At 64.8% G+C, this 19,753-nt stretch carries 17 protein-coding genes; 11 read left to right on the top strand and 6 right to left on the bottom strand.

All coding sequences use genetic code 11. From position 1 onward, the window contains the following. Positions 1-190 precede the first annotated feature (190 nt). The 4 genes from QYH69_RS01825 to QYH69_RS01810 are packed head-to-tail and all read left to right on the top strand — an operon-like array spanning position 191 to position 6,282. Entirely contained in the window at positions 191-1,567 is a 1,377-nt protein-coding gene (locus tag QYH69_RS01825; RefSeq protein WP_308830207.1) for an MFS transporter, read from the top strand. Then, on the top strand, positions 1,564-3,954 hold the full coding sequence (locus QYH69_RS01820; protein ID WP_308830206.1) for a xanthine dehydrogenase family protein molybdopterin-binding subunit: 2,391 nt from the start codon (positions 1,564-1,566) through the stop codon (positions 3,952-3,954). Before QYH69_RS01825 ends, QYH69_RS01820 begins: the two co-directional genes overlap by 4 nt. Positions 3,955-3,967: 13 nt before the next feature. Beyond that, the gene (locus QYH69_RS01815) at positions 3,968-4,726 is read left to right on the top strand and encodes an enoyl-CoA hydratase/isomerase family protein (protein WP_308830205.1); all 759 of its coding nucleotides are present in this window, start codon (positions 3,968-3,970) and stop codon (positions 4,724-4,726) included. Next, complete coding sequence (locus QYH69_RS01810) at positions 4,723-6,282, top strand: UbiD family decarboxylase (protein WP_308830204.1); 1,560 nt, start codon at positions 4,723-4,725, stop codon at positions 6,280-6,282. Before QYH69_RS01815 ends, QYH69_RS01810 begins: the two co-directional genes overlap by 4 nt. Before the next feature lie 76 nt (positions 6,283-6,358). On the opposite strand, the gene QYH69_RS01805 is transcribed toward QYH69_RS01810, so the two are convergent. The 4 genes from QYH69_RS01805 to QYH69_RS01790 all read right to left on the bottom strand — a co-directional run bounded on the left by QYH69_RS01805 (position 6,359) and on the right by QYH69_RS01790 (position 10,621). After that, a complete protein-coding gene (locus QYH69_RS01805; RefSeq protein WP_308830203.1) occupies positions 6,359-7,243 on the bottom strand; it encodes a LysR substrate-binding domain-containing protein in 885 nt (294 codons plus the stop codon). A 182-nt stretch (positions 7,244-7,425) separates the two neighbouring features. Beyond that, positions 7,426-8,151, bottom strand: coding sequence for a hypothetical protein (locus QYH69_RS01800; protein ID WP_308830202.1), 726 nt, complete (start codon positions 8,149-8,151; stop codon positions 7,426-7,428). 31 nt (positions 8,152-8,182) lie between these two features. Then, entirely contained in the window at positions 8,183-9,247 is a 1,065-nt protein-coding gene (locus QYH69_RS01795; RefSeq protein WP_308830201.1) for an alpha/beta hydrolase, read from the bottom strand. A gap of 30 nt (positions 9,248-9,277) precedes the next feature. Further along, complete coding sequence (locus QYH69_RS01790) at positions 9,278-10,621, bottom strand: MFS transporter (protein WP_308830200.1); 1,344 nt, start codon at positions 10,619-10,621, stop codon at positions 9,278-9,280. A 513-nt stretch (positions 10,622-11,134) separates the two neighbouring features. On the opposite strand from QYH69_RS01790, the gene QYH69_RS01785 reads away from it, so the two are divergent. Beyond that, positions 11,135-13,156: a TonB-dependent siderophore receptor gene (locus tag QYH69_RS01785; RefSeq protein WP_308830199.1), complete on the top strand. Its 2,022-nt coding sequence runs from the start codon at positions 11,135-11,137 to the stop codon at positions 13,154-13,156. A gap of 16 nt (positions 13,157-13,172) precedes the next feature. Continuing rightward, positions 13,173-13,865: a PepSY-associated TM helix domain-containing protein gene (locus QYH69_RS01780; protein WP_308830198.1), complete on the top strand. Its 693-nt coding sequence runs from the start codon at positions 13,173-13,175 to the stop codon at positions 13,863-13,865. 22 nt (positions 13,866-13,887) lie between these two features. Here the strand turns inward: QYH69_RS01780 and QYH69_RS01775 are convergent, their stop codons facing one another. Further along, positions 13,888-14,532 (bottom strand): glutathione S-transferase N-terminal domain-containing protein, encoded by a 645-nt coding sequence (locus QYH69_RS01775; RefSeq protein WP_308830197.1) that lies wholly within the window; start codon positions 14,530-14,532, stop codon positions 13,888-13,890. 58 nt (positions 14,533-14,590) lie between these two features. After that, the gene (gene nhaR, locus QYH69_RS01770; RefSeq protein ID WP_308830196.1) at positions 14,591-15,478 is read right to left on the bottom strand and encodes a transcriptional activator NhaR; all 888 of its coding nucleotides are present in this window, start codon (positions 15,476-15,478) and stop codon (positions 14,591-14,593) included. Positions 15,479-15,821: 343 nt separating this feature from the next. Between nhaR and QYH69_RS01765 the strand changes: the two genes are divergently transcribed. The 5 genes from QYH69_RS01765 to QYH69_RS01745 all read left to right on the top strand — a co-directional run bounded on the left by QYH69_RS01765 (position 15,822) and on the right by QYH69_RS01745 (position 19,733). Further along, complete coding sequence (locus QYH69_RS01765) at positions 15,822-17,222, top strand: ATP-grasp domain-containing protein (RefSeq protein ID WP_308830195.1); 1,401 nt, start codon at positions 15,822-15,824, stop codon at positions 17,220-17,222. Then, complete coding sequence (locus QYH69_RS01760; protein ID WP_308830194.1) at positions 17,219-18,142, top strand: hypothetical protein; 924 nt, start codon at positions 17,219-17,221, stop codon at positions 18,140-18,142. The genes QYH69_RS01765 and QYH69_RS01760 overlap by 4 nt, the downstream gene beginning before the upstream one ends. Positions 18,143-18,203: 61 nt before the next feature. Then, on the top strand, positions 18,204-18,341 hold the full coding sequence (locus tag QYH69_RS01755) for a DUF3563 domain-containing protein (RefSeq protein ID WP_308830193.1): 138 nt from the start codon (positions 18,204-18,206) through the stop codon (positions 18,339-18,341). Positions 18,342-18,497: 156 nt separating this feature from the next. Continuing rightward, positions 18,498-18,995: a DUF805 domain-containing protein gene (locus tag QYH69_RS01750; protein ID WP_308830192.1), complete on the top strand. Its 498-nt coding sequence runs from the start codon at positions 18,498-18,500 to the stop codon at positions 18,993-18,995. Positions 18,996-19,265: 270 nt separating this feature from the next. After that, the gene (locus QYH69_RS01745; protein ID WP_374992326.1) at positions 19,266-19,733 is read left to right on the top strand and encodes a carboxypeptidase regulatory-like domain-containing protein; all 468 of its coding nucleotides are present in this window, start codon (positions 19,266-19,268) and stop codon (positions 19,731-19,733) included. Positions 19,734-19,753: the final 20 nt, after the last annotated feature.

Raw genomic sequence — 19,753 nt, 5'->3', positions numbered from 1 at the left:
TGACAGTTCTGCCGCGCCGAACTTAGAATTCGCAATGCGCATCGTATTTCGCTTAGCGAATTGTAGATGCAAGGTAGACTGCGGTGCTGGCGCGGCAGCGCGATGGCACGTTTGCCCGCCGTCCGACATCCGCAGCATAGGAAAACGCCGATAAAAGCGCATGCAACGATGCAGCGCAAGGAGACACGGCATGGCTGAACCGATCAATGTCGTCGAGATTATCGATAGTCACAAAATCAGCTGGCTGCAAATACGCGTTGCGATACTGGGCGCGATCACGCTGATGCTCGACGGCTTCGACAACCAGATGATTGGCTATGTGGCGCCCGCGCTGAAATCGGCATGGCATTTGAGCGCCGGCGCGCTGGGCCCGGTGTTCAGCGCCGGCGTATTCGGCGTCGGCCTCGGCAGCATTCTGATCGGCCCGTTCGGCGATCGCTTCGGCCGCGTGAAAACCTTGCTATTCACGGTGCTGTGTTTCGCCCTGATTTCCCTGCTGCTCGCGCAGGCTACGTCGATCACAGAGCTCACCGTATTGCGCTTTTTCATCGGCCTCGTGCTCGGCGCCGTGATTCCGCTCGTGGTCGTGCTGTGCAACGAATACGCGCCGCTCAGGCACCGCGCGAAGATGGTCACGATGATGACCTGCGGCTATGCCGTCGGCGCGGCATCGGGTGGCTTCCTGTCCGTTCATATCGTGCCGCGCTTCGGCTGGACCTCGGTGTTCTACGTCGGCGCCGTACTACCGCTGCTGCTCGCCGTCGCGCTGATGCTGTGGATGCCCGAATCGATCCGCTTCCTCACCTTGCGCCACGACAACGTGCGTATCGCGGCAGTCCTGCGCAAGATCGTACCGTCGCTGAGCTTCCCCGCCGACGCTCATTTCATGATGCTGACCACGGGCCGCGACACCGGCAGGAACGGCACGTTCTCGCACGTGCGCGAACTCTTCACCGAGAACCGCACGCGTATCACGCTGTTGCTGTGGACGTGTCTGTTCATGAATCTCGTCGTGCTGAACTTCATGAACAACTGGCTGCCCACGCTCGTCATACAAACCGGCTTGCCGGTTCCGCAAGCGCTGCGCACGGCCACGATGCTGCAATTCGGCGGCTTTATCGGCATTGCGCTGATGGGCCTATTCGCCGACCGGTTCGGCTACTACAAGGTGCTTGCCGCCGTCTTCGCGTTGGGCTGTGTCGGGATCGCGTCGATCAGCCAGGCGGGCACCTCGCAAGCAGGCCTGATGGTCACGATCTTTATGGGCGGCTTCGCCGTGATCGGCTCGCAGATGACACTCGGCGCACTGTCCGCCACGCTTTATCCGACGCGTATCCGTGCAACCGGGTCGAGCTGGGCGTTCGGTGTGGCGCGGCTGCTGTCGGTGGTCGGCCCGTTCGTCGGCGGCCTGATGATCGCCCGGCACTGGCCGCTCGCAACGATCTTCTACTGCGCCGCCGCGCCGATGCTGTTCGCGATGGTCGCGGTGCTGCTGATGATGCGTAGCCGGCAACCGCCGAGCACGCGCCAGGACCCGCATATCCAGACCAGCCGGAGTGTGTCTTGAGCAAGTCGCCATCCGTTCATAACGGCATCGGTCAACCGGTGCCGCGCCGCGAAGACCTGCGTCTGATCCAGGGTCGAGGTTGCTTCAGCAACGACATCCATCTGTCCGGCCAGGCACATGCCTATTTCATTCGATCGCCTCATGCGCATGCGGCGATCGTCTCGATCGATGCGTCGGCGGCGCTCGCGCTCGAAGGCGTGATCGCGGTGCTGACCGGCAAGGATGTCGAGGCCGATGGACTCAAGTCGCTGCCGCACCGCCCCGTGCTCGGGCACCACGCCGACGTCAAGCTCACCAACAGCGACGGGTCGGAGAAGTTCATTTCGCCGCACCTGCCGCTGCCGCCCGATCGTGCGCGCTTTGTCGGCGAGGCCGTGGCCGTTGTCGTCGCCGAGACGGTCGCGATCGCGAAAGATGCGGCCGAGCTTGTCAACGTCGAATACGAAGCGCTGCCGTCCGTTACCGGCACGCTCGCGGCCGCCGCGCCCGATGCGCCTCGCGTATGGGACGAACACGCGAACGTCGCGCTCGATGCGCAACTCGGCGACGCCGAAGCGACGAGCGCAGCCTTCGCGCACGCCGCGCATGTCACGTCGATCAAAACCTGGATTCAGCGGCTAACCGGCGTACCGATGGAACCGCGCGCCGCGGCCGCCAGCTATGACGCGCAAACGCAGCGCTATACGTTGTTCGCGGGCAGCGGCAACGTGGTGCGGCAGAAACGCGAACTCGCGCATATCCTCGGCATCGGCGAACCGATGGTGCGCGTGGTCGCGCGCGACGTCGGCGGCAATTTCGGCACGCGCAATGCGTTCTACCCCGAATTCGCCGTTATCGCGTGGGCGTCGCGACGCGTCGGACGTCCGGTGCACTGGAATTGCGAGCGCCAGGAGGCGTTTCTGAGCGACTACCAGGGGCGCGACCTCTACGTCGAAGCGGAAATCGCGCTCGACAAGGAGGGACGGTTTCTCGCGTTGCGCGGCTCGAACCTCAGCAACGTCGGCGCGCATACGGTTTCGTTCGTTCCGCTGACGAAGGGCATCGGCCTCATGAGCAGCGTCTACGATGTCCCGAGCGCGAGCTTTCGCGGGCGCGCGGTCAACAGCAACACGCCGTCGACGAATTCGTATCGCAGTGCGGGCCGGCCCGAAGCGATGTTCGTCATCGAGCGGCTTATCGATATGGCCGCGCGCGAGCATGGCTTCGATCGCGTCGAATTGCGGCGTCGCAATCTGATTCAGCCCGATCGTTTCCCGTACGCGAATCCGCTCGGCCTCACGTACGACAGTGGCGCTTATCCGCAAACGATGGAGCGCGCGCTCGAGCTCGGCAAATGGCAGACGTTCGCGCAGCGCCGCGCCGAAGCGCGCCGGCGCGGCAAGCACCGCGGCATCGCTGTCGCCAACTATGTCGAGATCACGTCGGGCATGCCGCGCGAGCGCGCAGAGGTGACGATTCAGCCGGGTGGCACGGTCGACGTGGTGATCGGCACGCTGTCGAGCGGCCAGGGACACGAAACGAGCTTCGCGCAGCTGATCACCGAATGGTTCGACGTGCCAATCGAACAGGTGCGCATCATCACCGGAGATACTGATATCGTGCCGGCCGGCGGCGGCTCGCAGTCGGGACGCTCGATGCGCCTTGCAGGCATCGTGATCGGCAAGGCGAGCGAGGCGCTGCTCACGAGGTCGAAGCGGATCGCCGCGCATCTGCTGAAGCCCGGTACTCACGAAGACCAAGCCGTGCGCTTCGAAAACGGCCGCTTCACGGCGGCGACCCGCGACGGCACATCGAAATCTTTCGACATCTTCGACATTGCCGCTGCGGCAGTGAACGCTGACAGCGCCCTGCCCGACGATCTGCGCGGCCCGCTCGCAGCCGTCTCGGACGAAACCGTGCAGGTCGCGGGCTATCCGTTCGGCAGCCACGTCTGCGAGGTCGAGGTCGATGCCGAAACGGGCACGGTCGAACTCGTCGACTACATCGCCGTCGACGACGTCGGGCAAGCGATCAATCCGCTGATTCTGCACGGCCAGGCCCATGGCGGCATCGCGCAAGGCGTCGGCCAGGCGCTGCACGAGCGCTGCTATTACGAAGACGGAAGCGGCCAGCTGCTGTCGGGCTCGTTTATGGACTACGCGATTCCGCGCGCGTCCGACCTGCCCGACTTCGTCACCGAGATCAGCGAAACGCCGTCGCCGACCAATCCGCTCGGAGTGCGCGCGGGCGGCGAAGGCGGAACGACGCCAGCGCTCGGCTGCGTGATCAACGCGATCGTCGATGCACTCGCGGAATTAGGCGTCACCCATATCGACATGCCCGCCACACCGGAACGCGTATGGCAGGCCATCCAGGACGCACGCGCAAGCGGCAAGACCCTGGCTTAGCGGGAGCCTATCAATGAGCGGCAACATCATTCGGCAGCTTAGCGGACGCTGCCTCGAACTGACGATCGACAACGAAGAGCACGGCAACGCGATGTCCGACGACATGGCGCGCCACCTGGCCGATATGCTCGACACGGCGGCGGACGACGCAGACCTCGTCGTGCTGCGCGGCGCCGGAGCGGACTTCTGCAGCGGCCGGATGTCGATGGGCAAGCGCAGCGGCGTCCAGCCGCAGGCGCTCGATCGGCGGCGCAGGACCGAAGTGATCTTCCGCTGCTACGACGCATTCCGTGCAGCCCCCGTGCCGGTGATCGGCGTCGTTCGCGGCCGGGCACACGGTTTCGGCTGCGCGATCGCGGCCCTTTGCGACATCACGCTCGCGGCGAGCAGCGCGACGTTCCAGATTCCCGAAATGGCGCACAACATCTTGCCGACCATGGTGATGTCGGCATTGATCGACCGCGTGCCGGCCAAGGAACTCGCGTATCTCGTCTATTCGACGCGCGAGATCGATGCGGCGGCCGCGCATGCGTATGGCCTCGTCAGCGAGGTCGTGCCCGACGCGGGTCTCGACGCGGCATGCGACGCGCTCGCCGCATCGATGCTGAACATGCCGCGTGCCGCGCTCGTCGGTACCAAGGAATATCTGCGTTCGGCACCCGACATGCCGATTCGCGGCGCGGTGGACTACGCGCAGAACCTGCACGCGACGATCAATTCGTCAAACGAAATGCTCAAGCAGAAAGATCAAGCCAACAAGGACGAACGATGAGCAACCACGATACTCCCTTCGACTTCGATAAATTCCGCCTGCGACGCTTCGTCGAGAAGCTGATCGAGGCCGGCGAAGTCGCGATTCACGAGGAACCCGTTTCGCTCGCGGACCTGAGCGCGCGCGTCGACGAAACGCCGAAGGCGTCGCTCTTCAAACAGGTCGGCGACGAGAAGTTCGAGATGATCGCCGCCGTATCGGGAAGCCGCAAACGGCTTGCGATGGCGTTCGGCGTCGACGAAACCAGGGTGATCGACGAATACACGCGCCGCATGGCCAATCCGCAGAAGGTGGTCGAAGTGCCGTCGGCAAGCGCGCCCGTGCACGAAGTGGTGATCACCGGCGACGACATCGACCTGATGAAGCTGCCGTTCCACCTGCAGCACGAATACGACGGCGCGCCCTATATCTCGTCGGGCATCGACTATAGCGTCGACCCCGCGACGGGCCGCACCAACGTCGGCTGCCGCCGCCTGATGTTTCGCAGCCGCAACACGATGCGCGCGAACCTGTCGCAGCCATCCGACCTGAAGCGCGTGTACCTCGCCTGCGTCGAGCGCGGCGAAAAGCTGCCGGCGAGCTTCGCGATCGGCTCGCATCCGCTCGACTATCTGGCAGCAGGGTTGCGCATTCCAGTCGACGAATTCGGCCTTGTCGGAACGTTGCGCGGCGAGCCGGTGCCGATGGTGCGCGGCTTGTCTAACGGCGTGCTCGCTCCGGCCGACGCCGAGATGATCGTCGAAGGCTACTTCGACGAACTCGGCTATCGCGAGAAGGAAGGACCGTACGGCGAGTTCTACGGCTACTACGGCCCCGTGCATATGGACCCTGTGTTTCATGTCACCGCAATCACGATGCGCAAGGACATGCTGCATCAAACCGTGCGTCATAGCGGCCGTTATCTGAGCTGGACCGAATCGGCGAATCTCGGCGGCCTCAATTCCGAGCTGCAGATGTGGCGCTTGCTGCGCGCCGCGAACATCGAACCCGCCGCCGTTTGCGCGGTGCCCGGCACCAATGGGCGGCAAAGCGCGCGCGTGGCGCTCAAGCGCGGCACGCCAGGCCAGGCGCGGCTCGCGATCTCCGCGCTCGCGTCGATTCCGCGGCTCAAGTACATCTATATCGTCGATGACGACGTCGACGTATTCTCGAACGAAGAGGTCGAATGGGCGATGTCGACGCGCTTTCGCAGCGATCGCGACATCGTCGTGCTCGAAGGCTTCGCGCCGTTCTACATGGACCCGACGACGGGCGACCACGACAGCATCGCGAAGGTCGGCTTCGATCTGACCGCGCCGTATGGCCGGCCCGAAACAGTCGAGACGCGGCGTGCGTTCGCGCCGCGCTTTGCCGGCGCATCGGCATCGGCAAAGGCATTCGGCAGCGTTCGCGAGGCGCTCGCGTCACGGCCGATGTTCTTTATGGAACTGATGACGGCGCTCGGCAGCACGGATGGCCGTGAAATCGCGCTCGAACTCGATACGCTGAGTCAGCAAGGCGCGATTTGCCGCTTGCGCGACGGCGAATGGGCGCTCGAAGGCAGCGAAAAGAAGTAACAGCAACGGTGGCGCGAGCGGGCGGCGGCATCGCGACGCCGCGCTCGCGTTGCAATCGGGCCGCGCTGACGCGCGCTCAATCGTCGCGGCGCTCGTCGATCCATTTGATAAACGACTGCACCGCGGGATTCAACGCCGTTTCCTGGCGGCACACGAGATAAAACCCGCGCTCGCGGCGCAGCACGGCCGGCGACAGCAGGTGCAGCCGTCCTTCGGCCAGGTCGCGCGATACATAACGCCGCTGGACCATGCCGACGCCGATGCCGTCGAGCGCGCTTTGATAGATCAGCGACATGTCGTCGAACGGCTGACGTTTGTGCGCGACGATCTCCTCGAGCCCCGCCGCTTCGAACCAGTCGGGCCAGTCGTCGAGATGCAGCGTATGCACGAGCAGCGTCGACGACTCGAGTGCTTCCACGAGCGGCCGGTCCGCGAAACGATCGCGCATCGCCGCATTGCCGACGGCGACGAGTTCGTCGGAAAAGAGCCGCGTCGCGTGCAGGCCGGGCCACTGGCCGAGTCCGTAGCGCACACCGAGATCGACCTTGTCGCGACCGAAGTCGACCGCATCGAAAGCGGTGGTCAGACGCAGGTCCACCTCCGGATGCCTGAGCTGAAAATCGGGCAGGCGCGGAATCATCCAGCGCACGAGCAACGTCGTGAAGGCGCGCAGCGTGATCTGCGTGCGCGCCGACGCTTGCGACAACAGATCGGTCGCCTCGCCCATCATTTCAAAGGCGCGCGCAAGCGTGCGTGCGTAGGTCTTGCCGTGCGAGGTGAGCAGCAATTGACCGCCTTCGCGATCGAACAGCCGCACGTTCAGCGACTCTTCGAGATTGCGCAGATGCCGGCTGACCGCGGTCGGCGTGACGTGCAGTTCTTCGGCCGCACGCGTCAGCGTGCCCTGGCGCGCGACGGCCTCGAACGCCCGCAAGGCATTGAGCGGGGGCAGGCGATGCATCGCAGCGGCTCTCCTTTCGGCTTCGATCTGGAACGCCGCTACTTTACCGCAGCACTCGCGTACGGCTGCGCCGCCACCGGCCGCTGCTTCGGTCTCGCTGCTCTGATATCGCGTCGGAACAAGCGCTCTGCGAAACGTATCGCGAATGCTCGCTGCGCCGCTGCACCGCTGCACTCCGATGCTCAGCGCTCGCGCAGCAGTCGGCCGAAGCCGTCGACCGCATCGCCGACGCCGCTGACCCGCAACGCGTGCCACATCATCGCGGACGCGGCGGAGATCACCGGCTTGCCGAGATCGCGTTCGAGGCATTCGAGCGCACCGAGCGTCGGCATGCCGACACCGCTGAGAAAGATCGCTTCCGCGTCCGGATGATCGACCTGACGCGCGACCCGGTACGCACGCTCGTCGTTTTCTTCGTAAATGTTGCGCACGTTGTCGAGGCGGCCGTGGCTGACCACGTCGAGATCGTGTTCGCGCAGATGCGCAACGCCTTGCAACGTCGTCGCTTCGTTATACGGTGTCGCGTACGCAATGCGTTTGACGCCGAGTCTGGCGACGGCCGCCATCACCGAACCGAACGCAGTGATAAAGCGCAGCCCGAATTGCGCTTCGACGCGCGCAATCAACGTCGCTTCGGCCTCGCGGCCGAGCGTATAGCTGGTCGCCGTATGCGCCAGCACGACGACATCCGGCGAGACCATCGCGAGCAGTTCGAGGCACGCGTCGACGCTTTCGATCTGGCTGCGGTTGCGCTCGTCCTGGCCTTCATGCGTGCCGGCTGCGCCGCGCGCGGTCATTCGCGTGAAATGCACCGATACGCCGCGCGGCGCCATCTCGAACATTTCCGGCTCGACAGTCGGGTTGCCGGGTGGAACCAGAAACCCGATGCGCGCTCGCCATCCTTTCATATATGCCCCCGCAGTGACAGTGCCCGGGCGCTTATGGCGCCGGGCGGTTCGTTTCGATAGCCGGTCGCGCTGCGGCGCCGTTCATGGCGATGCTCGCAGCGCCGCCAGCTTCCTCGATCGCAGCCGCTTGCGCTTCGTCGACACGTTCGATGAAGGCCAGCGCCTCGCGCGCGCAGTCGTCCGGATGCGTCGCGGCGATATGGTACGAATCGGCCGGCACCTCGACCCACGACGATCCGGCCACGCGCTCGCGCAATCGCTGCAGATCCGCGGCCGCCGGCCGCTGGTCGTAACTCGACCGATCCGCGACAATGGGCGCGCCAGCCGCGATAAAAAGCGTCGGACACTGCACGCGTTCGGGACAACTCGGGCCATCGATGCCCGGCAGCAGACGGAAGCACGCGGCGACGCTCGCCGCCGGCGCCGTCGCCATCGCGCGGGTCCACCACTGCATCGCGGCCGGCGACAGCGCGCTGCCCATGCGTCCCGGCATCGTTTCGCGCGCCCAGCGCTCGACGCCACCCGCGCCGTCTTCGCCGCCGTCCGTGCCACTGCGTTTCAGCCTGCCATTGAGCTTGCCTTTGCCCTCGCTGCCACTTTCGCCCTCGACCATCGCGAGCCAGTCGTCGATCCACGGCCCGAGCGCCTTGTTCGGCGACGGCAGCATGCCGGCAAGCGTCATCGACGCGACCCATTGCGGCTGACGCTGCGCGAGTTCAAACGCAATCAGCGCGCCGAGCTTCGTCGCGACGAGATGCACGCGCGTGCGTTCGAGTGTGGCGATCATCTGGACGATGTCGTCGGCCCAGTCGGCGATCGTGAAGCCCGCCGGCAGCGCGCTCGACCGGCCGAAGCCGCGCAGGTCCGGACGCAACACGCGGTAGCGGCGCGCCAGTTGCGGCACCCACGCGCGCCACGTCTCGGCGCGCTCCGCAATGCCGTGCAGCAACAGCACGGTATCGGGCGTGCGCCAGCCGTCGGTGTAGTCGTCCTCGATGCAGAAGAGTTCGGCGCACCGGCCGCGATCGCGCGCACCGCAGACCGCGACGTGGTGCGCGGCGCCAGCCTGTTCTTCGTGGAATTGGATGGTGTCCATCGTCTTTATCGCTCGGTATCGATTGGAACGTCAGCGCACCTGTTGCAGCCGGCTGCCAGGTGAACCGGATGGACCGGGCGGCAGCGGCGGCACGCGATGGCGGCGCTTGAGCGCAAGCGTCACGGCCATGCCGAGCAGCGCGAGCACCACCATCGGCAGCAGGCCCATGCGGAAGTTGCCGGTCAAGTCGCGAATCCAGCCGATCAGCGTCGGACAGATAAATCCCGCGACGTTACCGATCGCGCAGACCTGTCCGATGCCGGCGGCGGCCGCGTTCTCGGACATCGATTCCGCGCACAACGCGAACATCGGCGCCTTGACCGCATAGCAGCCGGCGAGCGCGACGGTCAGCGCGATCACGGTCGGCGCCAGTGTGGTGAGGAACATGCACGCGATCAGGCCCGCCGCCGACACCGCGAGCGGCACCGCCGTATGCCAGAAGCGCTCGCCGCTGCGGTCCGAGCGGCGCGCCCAGATGATCATCGCGGCGGTCGCGAGACCGAATGGAATCGCGTTGACGAGCCCGGTCTGCAAGTTGGTCAGGCCGAACGCCTTGATGATTTGCGGCTGCCAGTAGCTAAGCGCGTAGTTGCAGCCCACCGAACCCGCATAGACGACCGCAAGGCCGAGCACGCGCCGATTGCGCAGCACCTGCCAGATCGAATGCGCCTCGACCGTAGCCGGCGCGCTGCTGCGTTCCGCGGCAAGACGCCCGTCGAGCCAGCGGCGTTCGTCGTCGGCGAGCCAGTGCGCTTTCGCGGGATTGTCGGGCAGCACGACAAGGCACAGCACGCCCATCGACACCGCGGGTATCGCTTCGATGATGAAAAGCCACTGCCAGCCGTGCAGACCGAGCGTGCCGTCGAGGCCGAGCAGCGCGCCCGAGATCGGCGAGCCGATAAAATTCGCGAGCGGCATCGCCATCAGGAACAGGCTCAGCACATGCGCGCGATTGCCGCGCGGAAACCAGGTGCCGAGATAGAGAATCACGCCGGGGAAGAATCCGGCTTCGGCGACGCCGAGCAGAAAGCGCAGCAGCAGGAACGATTTCACGCCGGTCACGAACGCGGTCGCGCCCGACACGAGCCCCCAGCTGATCATGATCCGGCAGATCCAGCGGCGCGCGCCGACCTTCGCCATCAGCAGGTTCGCCGGCACTTCGCACAGGCACAACGAAACGAAGAACGCGCCGACACCCCAGCCGAATACGGTCGCGGAAAAGCCGAGCTGATGGTTCATCTGCAACGCGGCGAAGCCGACATTGACACGGTCGACAAACGACACGAAGAACGCAAGGACAAGGAATGGGACGATGCGTCCCGAGATTCGGGCGATCGTGCGCGCCTCGATGGACGCGTGCGCAAGCTGCCGCATGAACGGGGGTCTCCTCGCGGCGCCGCGGCAGTCGATTGCGCGACGCGTCTGCGCTGTATGGTGCGGTTGTTGAATCGCAAGGATAGGAAATCCACTTCGCCGCCGCCATCGACTTTTCGTCGTGCGTGCGTGAAGTTTTTGTCGATCGCGAGGCTTCGCCGACATGGCGCGAACCTTCATCTCCACAGCTTTTCGCACTGCACGATCGGATCGCAGATGTCATTCCCACGCCATTTTTTATGCAAATAATAACGATTCGCATTACCATAGCGCCTCTTGCATGACTATAAGAATGTAAGGTTTTTGTTGGCATTCGTTGCCTGGCGCGGCTGCACTGCGAGCGTGACGAGAGGAACACGGGGAAAAGGAATGATTGAAGACGGACTGAGCGGGCGCATGCCGGCTCGGACGAAAGCGCGATGGTTGAGCGTCGTATTGGCGACGAGCCTCGTCGGCACTATCGCGCAGGCCGCGGAAGTTTCCGCACCGGAGGCTGACGCCCGGAAGCAGGACATGGACGACACGAAACAGCTCGCGCCCGTCAAGGTAGTCGGCGAAAAGACAAACGGCTTCGCGCCGGCGTCGGTTGAAACCGGACCGTATAAGGGCATGGATGCGCTCGACGTGCCTGCCACCATCAACGTCGTCACGCGCGGCGTGATGGACGCGCAAGGCGACACCGGCCTTTACGACGCATTGCGCAATGTGCCCGGCGTCGTGCGCCAGCAATTGAACGGCCTCGCGTACGACAACCTGTCCGTGCGCGGCATCGCGCTCGACAACCGCTCGAGTTTTCTGATCGACGGCGTGCTGCCGATCGACAACAACATCTGGATGCCGACCGAAGACAAGGAGCGCGTCGAAGTGCTGAAAGGCGCGTCCGCGCTTTACTACGGCTTCACGGTGCCGGCCGGCATCGTCAACATGGTGATGAAACGCGCGGGCAGCGAGCCCGTGACGAGCATCACCGCGCTCGGCGATTCGAACGGCTCGATCGGCGCGGCCGTCGATATTGCACGGCGCTTCGGACCGGACAACCAGTTCGGCATTCGTGTGAACGCAATGGACCAACACGTCGAGACGCCGATCGACGGCGACCGCGGCTATCGCAAGTTCATCAGTGCCGCGCTCGACTGGCAGGTCACGAAGCAGCTCAAGCTGCAGTACGACCTCGAGCACATCGAAACGCGCGTCGTCGAGCAGGCCGGTATCGCACCGCTCGCGGCGGGGAAAAACGGCGTCATTCCGCTGCCCGCCCTGCCCGACCCGTCGAAGCTGCTCGTCAGCAACGCGCATCCGACCAACGCAACGGCCACGTCGCAGCTCGTGCGCGCCGACTATGCGATCTCGGAGAACTGGAGCGCGAATTTCACGCTCGGTCAGTCGATCACGCGGCGCGACCGCTGGGCATGGGTATTCCAGAAATACAACGTCGTAACGGGCGCCGGCAGTGTGCAGGCGAGCGAGCAGAACGGCCAGATGTACGAGAACAAGAACGTCCGGCTCGAAGTGGTCGGCGCGTTTCATACCGGCCCGATCGGCCATACGCTGACGCTCGGCCTCACGCAGAACTGGCTGTTCCAGCCCGACTTCACGACGTTCTTCTTCACCGCGCCGCAGAACCTCTACAACCCGGTTCCGGTGACCACGCTAACGCCGGGCGGAGCGCCCAAACAGTTCTTCGCGCAGCACATTCGCAACGGCGGCGCGTATGCGTTCGATCAGATCGACCTGACCTCGCGACTGCAGGTCGTCGCGGGCGTACGTCGTTCGGAGTACATCTCGTCGCAAGCGGGCACGCCCAATCAGGACATCAGCCGCACCTCGCCGTCGGGCAGCATCAGTTATCGGATCCTGCCGGACACGAGCGTCTATGCGAGCTACGTCGAGGCGCTCGAATCGGCGGGCAGCGCGCCGGCCACCGCGGCCAATGCGAACCAGATCCTGCCGGCCGCCGTCAGCCATCAGGAAGAAGTCGGCATTCGCACGCGGCTTGCCGATCGCGCGCTCGTCTCGCTCGCGTTGTTCAACTTGCGCCAGCCCGCCGCCGAAACCAACGCGGACAACATCTTCGCGCTCGACGGCAATGCACGTTATCGCGGCATCGAATTTTCGGTGCAAGGCGATGTGACGAGAGACGTATCGCTGACCGCGTCGGCCGTCTATCTCGACGCGAAGCAGATCGATTCGTCCGATCCGACGCTGATCGGCAAGACGCCTGAAAACACGCCACATGTCACGGCGAGCCTGTTCGCCGAGTATCGCGTGCCGGTGCTCGCGGGGTTCTCCGTCAACGGCGGCATCTACTACGTCGGGCCGCGCCCCGTGAATAGCGCCGATCAGGCGAGCATCGGCGGCTACACGCTGCTCACCGCGGGACTGCGCTACGCGACTCGCGTGTACGGCAAGCGCGTGTCGTTCCAGGCGAATCTGGAAAACGCAGCGAACCGGCGTTACTGGAGCGCGGCGGGATCGAACCAGATCGGCGTCGGCCTCGGTCGCACGCTCGAACTGGAGTCGACGCTCGAGTTCTAAATCTATGGAAACGTCAATGAATACGCCCACCACCCGTGTCGTCACGGACTCCGAACTCAATGCCGCGCGCGGTGCCGGCAACTCGACGCGCTCGCGACGCAGCCAGTTCCTGAAATGGCTGCGCAAGATCCACGGATGGGTCGGGCTGTGGGGCGCGGCGCTCGGCCTGCTGTTCGGCGTCACCGGCTTTCTGCAGAATCACCGCGCCGTGATGAAGATCAAGGCCGGCGGACCGGAGGTATCGTCTGTCGAGTTGCCGGTCGCGGCCGATGCATTTCATTCGCCGCGCGACTTTGCGAAGTGGGCGCACGACACGTTGAAGGTCGACCGCCCCGCGTTGCGCGTTCAGCGCGAACCGGCGAAGCCCGTTACCTGGGGCGACCAGTCGGTCACGCAGCCCGAGCACTGGACCGTGCGCTTTATCGCGCCGCGCTATCTGGTCGACGCCGACTACTGGAAAGGCGGCACGTTCGTGCATGTCGAACGGCGCGAGCAGGGTCTCGTGGGCGTGCTCGAAGCGATGCATCGCTCGCAGGGCGCGAATGTCGGCTGGATTCTGCTTGCCGATTCGATCGCGGGCAGTTTGATCCTGCTTTCGCTGACCGGTGTGATTCTGTGGACCGAGTTGAATCGCAAGCGCACGGTCGGCGCGACGATTTTCATCGTTTCGCTGATCGCGATTATCGTGCTCGCAGCCGATTCGCTTTGATCGGCGTTCGCGATCTGCGTCGTTACGCGGGAACAGCGATCGAAAAGCCTTCGCGGCCTTTTGCCTGCGTGAGCCAACGCGCGACCGACGGCATCGCCGGCTCCGCGCCCAGCACATCAGCGAAGCGCTCGGAAAGCATCGTCCATCGATGCGCCGCCAGCGCGACGCCGATATCCGCGAGCGTGAACCTCTCGAGCGCGATAAACGCGCGTTGCGCCAGGTGACCGTCGAGCACGCGCAGCAATCGCGCCGCGTCCCCGAACGCGCCGCGAATCGCGTCATAGTCGCGCTGCGGCTCGGGCGTGCGGGTGAGCCCGACGAACGCGACACGCAGCGTCGCCCACAACGTGCCGAGTTGCCAGTCCATCCAGCGCTCGACCTCCGATCGTTCGCCCGCATCGGCCGGATACAACGCATGGCCGCCCGCGCGCGTCGCGGCGATATAGCGCAGGATCGTATTCGACTCCCACACCACGTGTTCGCCATCGACGAGCGTCGGCACGAGGCCGGTCGGGTTCATCGCGAGATAGTCGGGCGTGTCGTTGACGCCGAACTCGAGCCCTGCATCGATGCGCTGATAGTCGCGTCCTTCGACAACGCCCAGTTCCGCGAGGCACCAGACCACCTTCTGCACGTTGATCGAACTGCGTCTTCCATAAACCTGCATCGCTGGCGCTCCGTCATCTGGGGGAGGCCTTCGATTATCCACGCAGACGCGTACGGTTTCAAAACTCGAATCGCCTTCCCGCACGCGTAATCTCGCCGACAGCCGGATGTTTGCCACGTCCGTCCAGCGAAATCGCATAGAAGTCGTGGCGCACTTCGTCGATGCGCCCGACCGGCAGCAGCGAATATTGCGCGCGCAACGACGCTTCGAGCATCGACGGCGCAACGATCGCACCCTTGCCCTCTCCCGCGAACGCGACCATCAATGCGCCATCGTCGAATTCGCCGACGATCGGCGGCGCGAGCCCGTTCGAATCGAGCCACGCATCGAGGCGCGCCTTCAGCATGCTGTCCGCACCGGGCAACAGCATCGGCATATGCGCGAGGCATGCGGGAAACGCGGACTCACGACGGGGTTCCGCCAGTTCAGACGTCGCGAAGACCGACATGCCGGTCGAACCGAGCCTGTCGCTGCGCGCGCCCAATCGCCCTTCGTCATGCAACGGCGCATCGCAGAGCACGACGTCGAGCCGATCTTCGGCGAGCGCACCGACAAGCGCCGTCTGATTGCCCTCGCGGCACACCACGCGCAATCCCTCGTGCGACGACACGGCCGGCTCGAGCAGCCGGCATGCAATCGTTTTGTGAATCGAATCGGCGATACCGACGCGCAGCACATCGGCGCCACGGCGGGGCGTGCGCAACTCGCGTTCGAGCTCGGCGCCAAGCGCGAAGATCTTTGCCGCGTAGCCGGCGGCGACGCGCCCGGCATCGGTCAGCTCGACGAGCCGCCCGCGCCGCCGCAGCAGCGCGCAGCCGACGCGATCTTCGAGCAGCTTGATCTGGCTGCTCACGGTCTGCGGCGTCAGATGCAGTCGCGCGGAAGCGCCCGCAATGCCTCCGTGCTTCGCGGCCATCCACAGGTAATAAAGGTGCTTGTAGTTCATACGATCCACCCGACCTTCGTCCGATGCGTAGATGCTGCGCATCGTATCGGCGAAGAATGAGTTGCGAATGAGCATCGCGAGCGGGCGTTCGAAGCCGCTTGCTGCCTCTTTCCGCGGAAGATTCCCCGTGCCGCGCCCGCCCGCTTTTTCTTCGTTTCGCAATGTTTTTTCGAATATTCGAACCGGCGCTTCACCTCTTACATTGCTGACACAGGCTTTCGTCTCTCGCATCCGGCCCGCCGAAGTCAGGCAAGCGCTTCAATGCAATGCGAGCGGACCGACCTTATCTCCATGACCGCGCATATCGCGGTTCTCATGCAGGAAACGTCAAGGAGACGTCATCATGGCAAGCGTAAGCGGCAAACTGATCCTGATTGTCGACGGTTACTCGACCGGGCGCGAACTCGTGCGCGAACTGAACCAGCGCGGCGCAATCTGCGTTCATCTGCGCTCGACGCAGCAGATCCCGAAGCTGGCGGCGCCGTGTTTCGATGCAACGCCGTATGCGGCCAATCTCGGCTATCTCGGCACGGTACGCGAAGCGCTCGCGCGGCTGCCGTCGGTGCGCTTCGATGCGATCGTCGCGGGCTCCGAATGGGGCGTGACGTACGCCGAATCGCTCGCGCTCGCGCTCGGCTTGCCGACCAATCGCGCCGACACGTTGAGCGCGCGCCGCAACAAGTTCGACATGATCGACCAGTTGCGCGCGCATCGATTGCACGCCGCGCAGCAGGCGCGCATCACGTCGGCGGACGAAGCGCACGAATGGGCAAGAAATCACGGCAAGTGGCCCGTGGTCGTGAAGCCTCTGCTGAGCGCGGGCTCGGACGGCGTCGTGTTCTGCTACGACCATATGGACATCGACCGCGCGGTGCACGCGGCGCTGTACCGCGACAACCTGCTTGGCGGATTCAACGACAGCCTCGTGATCCAGTCGTATCTCGAAGGGCCGCAATACATCGTCAATACGGTCAGCGAAAACGGCATGCATCGCGTGACCGACGCATGGCACGTCGACTATCGCAACGTGCGCGGCGCGTCGAACGCGATGTGCTCGATGACGCTGCTCGACCCCAGGGCGCCGAAAATCGCGGCGCTGTTCGACTATACGAAGCGCGCGATCACGGCGCTCGGCATCGAAAACGGCCCCGCGCATAGCGAGCTGCGGCTTACCGAAGCAGGACCCGCGCTGATCGAAACGGGCGCGCGGCTGATGGGCGGCATGATGAATGCGCCGTCGTACGCGGTAGCGGGACTGCCGACGCAGGCCAGTTGCTTCGCGGACCAGCTCGTCGCGCGGTACCGCAATGAGCCGGCCGGGCGCGACACTTACGAGCGCCCGCGCCACTTCGCAAAAGTGTTCTTCGTGTTCGGCGAGGGCGGCCATGTCGCATCGACGCACGGACTGCACAGGCTCGCGAAACTGCCGTCGTTTCATGCACACTACCGGCCCCTCGAACCCGGCGCGCGCGTCTGGCGCAGTTCCGATTCGCTGTTTTGCGGCGGCGTCGTCTATCTGATCCACGACGACCCGATGCAGATCCGCATGGACATCGCGCAATTTCGCGCATGGGAAGCCGCTCATGCGCTGTATGCGATCGTGCCCGAACCGGTGCCCGAAGCCGGGACCGCATCCGAGTCTGCATCTGAGCCGAACGCGGCAGCGCAACGAATCGCGAAGCAGGCGCAACCGCAGACGCAGCGGAAAGTTGCGCTCGCAACCGAATCGGACAGTGCGCCATGACCTCCGCCCATGCGCTGTCGTTCCTTGCCGTGTTGCTGCAATCGGTGGGCAAGGTGATGTACGGCACCTTTCTCGCTGCGATCGCGCCCGCGCAGTTTTTGCTGATCAGTTTTTGCGTTGTCGCGGGCGTGTTCCTCGTGGTCGCGCGCGGCCGGCTGCCGGCTGGCTCGCGCGCGGCGATCGTGTCGGTCAACGTATGGACGGCCGTTGCGTTTATCTGCTTCTTCCATGCATTGAAGCATTTGTCGCCGGCGGCGGTCGGTGCGATCGAGATCGGCATCGCGGTGCTGGTTGCGGTCGTGTCCGCGGCACGGCAGAGGCGCGAGCGGCCAGCCAACAGGCGGCCCGGTGCGACGAAGCTCGTTGTGTGCGCGGGCATTGTCGGCGGATGCGCGCTGCTCGTGCCGGTCGAACTCGAGCGCGCCGCGGCCGCATCGTGGCACACCGTGTTCGCGCTGATCGCCGCGGCAATTGCCGGCGCCGCTTCGACGCTGATCCTCGGCTCGTTTCGCAAGCTCGCCGGGAGCGGCTGGCGGCCCGCATCGATCCTCGCGCACCGGTTCTATCTGACGATTGCGGTGGCGTTGCTGTGGCTTTCGTTCGAAGGTGGCGCGGGCAGTGCCGGCAGCCTCGCGTTTCCCGCGCCCGCCGACGTGCTGACGATCGTCGCGGTCGCCGCGATCGGCGTGATGCTGCCGCTGTTGCTGCTGCAGTTCGCGGTGCGAAAGACCGACGGATTGACGCTGATGATCTGCATGGCGCTGCAGCCGGTGCTGTCGTTCATGCTGTCGATGCTGTCGCCCGCGTATCAGTGGCAACCGGTCACGCTGGCGGGCACGCTGATCGTCGCGGGCGCGCTGCTTTTCGACGTGTTCGCCGGACGGCGCAAGCCCACGCCCGAGCCTGTCTCCGTGTCCTAACTTTGCGCTCATTGTCGCGCCGTACGATCTGCATTACCGACTCAACACGTTGGAGACTGCGATGGTTGCCTACCTTATGACCAAACTGACCGAGTGGATCGAACAGGCCGACAAGGACCGCCGCGAAGAATACGTCGCGATGGCCAGGGATCTCGCCGAGATCGAACGCCGCATGATCCATCTCGAGACGACGAGCTGACGCGACACGACTCGGCGTCGCGTCAGGGGACGCGCGGAGCGCCTCGATGCAACGATGCGCTCCGCATCCCTAATTTTTCCGCAGCACCCGCCGTTAACCTCGACATCCGGCTTATCATCGCGAAGCGTTCACCTATACCGGCAAGGGAAAACGGTGATGTCGAAGATTCTCGCAGCGTGCAGGTTCCAGGCTGACTCGCTTATCGCGAACGGCCGTCTCGGCGCGGGCCGCTACCTGATCGTGATGTCGCTTGGCGTGATCGCATGGTCGCTGCTTACCGTCCTCGTTTGCGTTCGGTTCGCCGCCACGGGCCGCATCGGTCTTGCCGGCCTGAATTTCGTCATGGCACTGCTTGGTGCCGCGCTCGCGGCACTGTTCTACGGTGCGTCCACGCGCCGCCTCAGAGATCTGGGTTTTCCCGCATGGTCGGTCAAGACGCTGTCGATCCCGCTCGTCGGCGTGTTTTTGCTGCCGATCCTCTGCTTTCCATCCGGCCCGCGCGAGGCGAACGACTTCGGCCCGGCGCCGGCGCCGTCCGGTGTCGCAAGGACAGCGCTCGCGCTCGTTTCGTGTCTGGTCGCGCTTGCGCTTTGCCGCTGGGCGCTGCTCACTTATCTGCATACGCGCCACCTGCTGGCAAGCGGCGGGTTCTGATCGGCGACGGCGGCCGACCCGCACGGTCGACGACTCGCAATGCGGCTCGCTGACCCGCATCGCACTTGATGCATGTCAAGGTCGTCACCGCTCCGGCAGGTCATCCTGCATCTACCGGAGTACCGTTTCCTGGGCAAAGATACGTCCTGCTTCCGGGCTCGTCCTTCGAGTACGGTCTTCGCGCCTGTGTCGCTCACGAGTCGCGTGCTTCGAGGCTGAACCGTCAATCGGGTAGCCGTGGCGGCCGTGAATGCTCGCCCGGAGTGTTCCATGTCGAACATTGCTATGCGCATCCTCCACCTGTTAGTTGTTTGCTGCTTCCTCGCCGCGATTCCCGCGTTTGCGCAGACGCCGCTCGCGCCCGTCGAACGCAATGGCGTCACCTACATCACCGGCGGCGTGGGCGAGGACGAGGCGCATGCGTTCCGTCAGGCCGCGCCGAGGTATAACCTGCGTCTCACCTTTGCGTCGAAGACCGGGCAGTATCTGTCGGACGTCGATGTCCGGATCTCGTCCGGCGAACGTACGGTTCTCGCGGTCCGCACCGATGGGCCGTTCCTGTTTGTCCGCTTGCCCGCGGGCAGCTACCGGGTCAGCGCACGCGACCATCAGGTTACCGAAGCAAGACAGGTCGCCGTGCCCCGCACAGGCGGCGTCGATCTCCGCTTCTATTGGGACGACCCCGCTCGCCGGGGCATCACCCGGCTTTGCAGCAACTGCCCGCGGCGCCCGCAGTAAGCGGGCGTCGACACGTATCA

The organism is Paraburkholderia sp. SARCC-3016 (assembly GCF_031119615.1).
In the GTDB taxonomy this organism is placed as follows: Bacteria; Pseudomonadota; Gammaproteobacteria; order Burkholderiales; family Burkholderiaceae; genus Paraburkholderia.
This window is presented reverse-complemented; position numbering and strand designations above follow the sequence as displayed.